This is a genomic window from Xanthomonas sp. SHU 199, assembly GCF_000364665.1.
In the GTDB taxonomy this organism is placed as follows: Bacteria; Pseudomonadota; Gammaproteobacteria; order Xanthomonadales; family Xanthomonadaceae; genus Xanthomonas_A; species Xanthomonas_A sontii.
The window spans coordinates 1-4,455 of the sequence record NZ_AQOI01000114.1 but is presented as its reverse complement, the minus strand read 5'-3'; the positions used below and the strand labels follow the sequence as shown (position 1 = coordinate 4,455).

General features: G+C 72.5%; 5 protein-coding genes. All 5 read right to left on the bottom strand.

Annotated features, from left to right (window positions below; genetic code table 11):
- Positions 1–974: tetratricopeptide repeat protein (locus tag D183_RS0105400; protein ID WP_017908101.1), on the bottom strand; the 974-nt coding region annotated here is incomplete at its 3' end.
- A 359-nt stretch (positions 975–1,333) separates the two neighbouring features.
- On the bottom strand, positions 1,334–2,326 hold the full coding sequence (locus D183_RS0105395) for a YheT family hydrolase (protein ID WP_017908100.1): 993 nt from the start codon (positions 2,324–2,326) through the stop codon (positions 1,334–1,336).
- Between the two features lie 67 nt (positions 2,327–2,393).
- Complete coding sequence (locus D183_RS0105390; protein WP_019801786.1) at positions 2,394–3,188, bottom strand: lysophospholipid acyltransferase family protein; 795 nt, start codon at positions 3,186–3,188, stop codon at positions 2,394–2,396.
- 113 nt (positions 3,189–3,301) lie between these two features.
- Entirely contained in the window at positions 3,302–3,721 is a 420-nt protein-coding gene (locus D183_RS0105385) for a hotdog fold thioesterase (RefSeq protein WP_017908098.1), read from the bottom strand.
- A 137-nt stretch (positions 3,722–3,858) separates the two neighbouring features.
- Positions 3,859–4,455: phospholipase D-like domain-containing protein (locus D183_RS0105380; RefSeq protein WP_026144216.1), on the bottom strand; the 597-nt coding region annotated here is incomplete at its 5' end.

Below are 4,455 nucleotides of genomic sequence, written 5' to 3'. Positions count from 1 at the left end.
GCGCGCGCCTCGGGGCCGCCCACCGGCTCCAGCGCCAGCCGCGCCAGCCACAGGTCGTGGGCGTCGGTGGTGGTGGCCAGCGCCGCTTCCAGGGTGGCGCGGGCATCGTCGATCGTGCCCAGGCGCTGCCAGGCGATCAGCGCCGCATGCAGGGTGCGGCGGTCGGCCGGGGCCACCGCCAGGGTGCGGCGCAGGTGGTCCAGCGCCTCGGCCGGGCGGTCGGCCTGCAGGGCGTATTCGCCGGCCAGCCGGCGCATGTTGGCGGTGTCGCCGGCCGGATCGGCCAGCACCGTCTCCAGCGCGGTGATGGCGTCGTCCAGGCGGCCCTGGCGGTAGGCCAATTGCGCGACCAGCGCCATCATCGCCGCGCTGGTGCCCGGGGTGAGCGCGGCGACGCGGCGGAACGCGGTCTCGGCGAAGGCGAAGTGCTGCTTGTCCAGGTAGGCGAAACCCAGCGCGTAGAGCAGGCGCGGGTCCTCCGGCAGCGCGTTGCTGGCGCGCGAGAGCAGCGCCAGCGCGCGGTCGGCGTCGCCGCGGCGCAGCGCCAGCATGCCGTCCACGCCGAGCAACTGCGGATGCTCCGGTTGCAGGCGCGCGGCGGTGCGGCTGAGCCGCTCCACTTCGTCCAGGTCGCCGCGGCCCAGCGCCAGGTGCGCGCGCATCACGTAGGCGAGGAATTCGTTGGGATCCAGCGCCGCGGTCTGCGCCAGTGCGTCCTCGGCCTGGGCCAGGTCGTTGGCGCTGACCAGCATGCCGGCGTGCAGCAGGTGCAGGCTGGCGTCTTCCGGCGCCAGCGCGATCGCGCGGCCGATGCTGTCCAGTGCGGCGGCGGTCTCGCCGTGCTGCTGCTGCGCCAGCGCCAGCCAGCGGAAGGCCTGCGGGTCGTCGGCGGCCTCGGCGGCCCAGGTCTGGGCGAGACGCAGCGCGTCGGCGGTGTCCTGGCGGCGCAGGGCGTCGAGAATGGGCTGGTGCATGTGGGTCCGGCGTTGGGGCAAACCCGCATTGTAGCGGGAGCGCCCGGCCGCCCTGCGCGGGCACCTGCGTCCGCGCGGCGGGTACATCGGGCGCATCGGGCCTCGCTGGGAGCGGCCGTGCCGCCGACGCTGCGGGGGACTGAGGCCACGCGGCGGCGAGGCGCGCCGAACATGCCGGGCTGCGCAGATGACTCGGTGCGCCGGACAGCGCTACGTGGTGACGGCGGTGATGGTGCGGGAACGGCGGAAGGAGCGTCGACGCGTGCCGCACCCGGGAATCCCGATGCGCCCACCTTGCTGACCGCCTGCCGCACGCCAGCGCGGGCGAGGTCGCCCGCCCGCCAGCGCGCCACCGCCGCTTAGGCCTCCACCAACCCCTCGGTCAGCCGTTCGGCCACCCAGCGTTCGGCGAAGCCGTCGCCACGCGCGTTCTCGATGAAGCCGCAATGCCCGCCCCAGCGGGCGATTTCCAGCCGGGCGAGGTCGGGCAGGCGCCAGCTGCGGAAGTCGTCCAGGGGAATCACCGGATCGTCCTCGGCCATCAGGATGTCGGCCGGCACGCGCAGGCCTTGCAGGCGCTCGCCGGCGATGCAGTAGCTGTCGAAGTAGGCATCCAGGCTGGCGAAGCCGGCGTGGCGCTCGGCCAGCCAGGCCATCAGCCCGCGCATGTCCAGCGCCAGGGTGGCGTCGTCGTAGCCGTGGCGGTCGGGGAACAGTTCGCGCTTGCGCAGCAGCGACTCGCGCCACTTGCGGCGGAAATACCAGTCGTAGAACTGCGGGCCGTTCTCGATCCGCTGCATGGTGGTGGCCGGGTCCAGCAACGGGCACACCGCGGCCACGTGCTGCAGCGGCAGGCCCGCGGCCGGCGCGCGCAGCGCCAGGCGCAGGGCGAAGTTGCCGCCCAGCGAATAGCCGGCGGCGAGCAGGGTCGGCGCGGGGAAGCGCTGCCACAGGTCGCAGGCGGCGTTGACCACTTCGTCCAGCCGCTCGGAGTGGAACAGGTCCACGTTGAGGTGGTGGGTGCCGCCGTGGTCGCGGAAGTTGAGCCGGAACACCTGGTAGCCCAGCGCCAGCATCTTGGCCGCGGTCAGGCGCATGTAGCTGGAGTCGGCGCTGCCTTCCCAGCCGTGCAGCAGCAGCACGGTGCCGCGCGGCGCTTCGCCGGCCGGCACGCTGAGCCAGCCCTGCAGGCGCACGCCATCGCCGCCGTCGAGGATGTGCGAGGTGGTGGTGGCGCCGCTGGCGGCGAGCAACTGTTCGCCACGGCGCACGCGCAGCAGGCTGGAACCCAGTACCGATTGGACGTGCGGGTTGCGCAGCCAGCGAGGGGGGGAGTAATCGGTCGCGTTCATGGGCAGCGAGCTTGCGCCTGTCGACTGGAGTAATCGGTCAAGCGCGGCGTCGGCAGTGTCCCGGTGTTCAGGGTTGTGCCATCGCCGTGACGATGCGCGCACGTGAGATCTCGGCGATGCGACGGCGCCCTTCCACGTCCTGCAGCCGGATCGGCTCCAGGAAATGCACCTCGGCCACCCGCCCCGGCTCGCCGAGCAGACGCAGGAAGTTGGCGAAGAAACTCTCGTGCGGCCCGAAGGCGACGATCTGCTGCGCCGAGCCGCCGGCACCGTAGCGCAGCGCCACCGGCTGCACCGCCACCTCGGCCTCGACTGCGGCCTGGAAGATGCGCGCATGGAACGGCCCCACGTCCTGGCCGCTGCGGGTGCGCCCTTCCGGGAACACGCCGACCGAGCAGCCGGAGCGCAGCCGCTCCAGCATCGCCTGCAACACCCCGCCCAGCGACTCGGTGCTGCCGCGCTGGTGGAAGATGGTCTGCCCGCGCGCGGCCAGCCAGCCGACCAGCGGCCAGCCGGCGATCTCGCGCTTGGCGACGAAGCCCATCATGCGCTGGCTGTGCAGCATCACGATGTCGATCCAGCTGACGTGGTTGGCGACGAACAGCACCGGGTTGGGCAAGGGCGCGCCGATGCGGCGCACGCGCAGGCCGAAGATGCGCAGCAGCCAGGTCGACCACCAGCAGACCATGCGGTCGCCGAAGGACTCGGTGCCGGCGCGGCCGGGCGACAGCGCCATGCACACCAGCAGGAACGGCAGCGACAACAGCACGTGCAACGCCAGCAGCGGCACGCGGTAGCCGTAACGAACCCAGCGCAGCGCCCCACCGTATTGGCGCATGGCGGGTGGGGAGAACTCGCTCATTCGAACAAGGGTACCGGAAGCGGGGGCCTAGCGGACAATTGTGTCACCCCGAAGACGCGCCCGCAGACACGTCGCCCGTGACCGCCGAGGCAGGGTTCAGCCCGGGACCGGGCTCAGCCGCGGTCGACCACCGCCAGGGTCAGCCGCGACACGCACACCGGCTTGCCGGCCGCGTCCTCGATGTGGATCTCCCACACCTGCGTGGTCCGGCCCACGTGCAGCGGCCGCGCGGTGCCGGTAACCGTGCCGCTGCGCGCGGCGCGCAGGTGGTTGGCGTTGATTTCCAGACCCACGCAGATCCGCCCCGGCTCCACGCACAGGTTGCCGGCAGTGCTGCCCAGGGTCTCGGCCAGCACCACCGATGCGCCGCCGTGCAGCAGCCCGTACGGCTGCCGCGTGCGCGCGTCCACCGGCATCGTCGCCCGCAGCCAGTCCGGCCCGGCCTCGGTGAAGACGATGCCCAGGTGCGCGATCAGGGTGTCGCGGCAATCGGCGTTGAGGACGGCGAGATCGGCAGGTTCGCGAAAGGGCATTGGGGGGCCGGGATTGGGGAGTCGGGATTGGGGATTGGCGACAGCGGCATCCCCTGCGCGGACATTATCGCGCCTGCACGGGGCATCCGGTCGCAGGGATCTGCTTTTACGAATCCCCAATCCCCAATCCCCGCCCCTCAAAGAATCGGCACCAGCCCCGAGCCGAACGCGGTCAACATCCGCACCAGCAGCCACTTCGGGCCGACGTTGACCTCGGGGAAGTCGCCGACCGCGCTGTAGCAGCGGTGGAAACCGGGGTCGCGCCGGGTCAGCGGCGCCGGGCAGTCGGGGCCGGGCTGGAATTCGTAGTCGGTGGCGTAGCGCCATGGCCAGAAGTCCAGCACCGGCAGCGCCTCGGAGACCTTGCCCATGCTGTAGTTCAGGCCCGACAGCACCGGCGGCTTGACCCGCGGCGCCACCACCCAGGAGTTCTCCGGCTCGATGTCGCGGCCGATGCTGGCCGCCAGCGCCTGCGCGAACGCCGGATCGTCGACGATCACCGCGCCCTCGGTGTTGTAGGTCTCGCTGCGCGGGTCGAAGTTGTGGGTGCCGATCACGCCGACGCGGCGGTCCACCACCAGCGACTTGGCGTGCAGGCCCATGCGCGCGCCCTCGCGGGTCACCGGCAGCGGCCGGTTGGCGATGCGCCGGCTCAGGTACGACGGACGGGTCTCGGTGCGCAGCACGCGGCGCGCGACCTGGCTGCCGTCGCCGCGGCTCCCTGACGGCCCGCC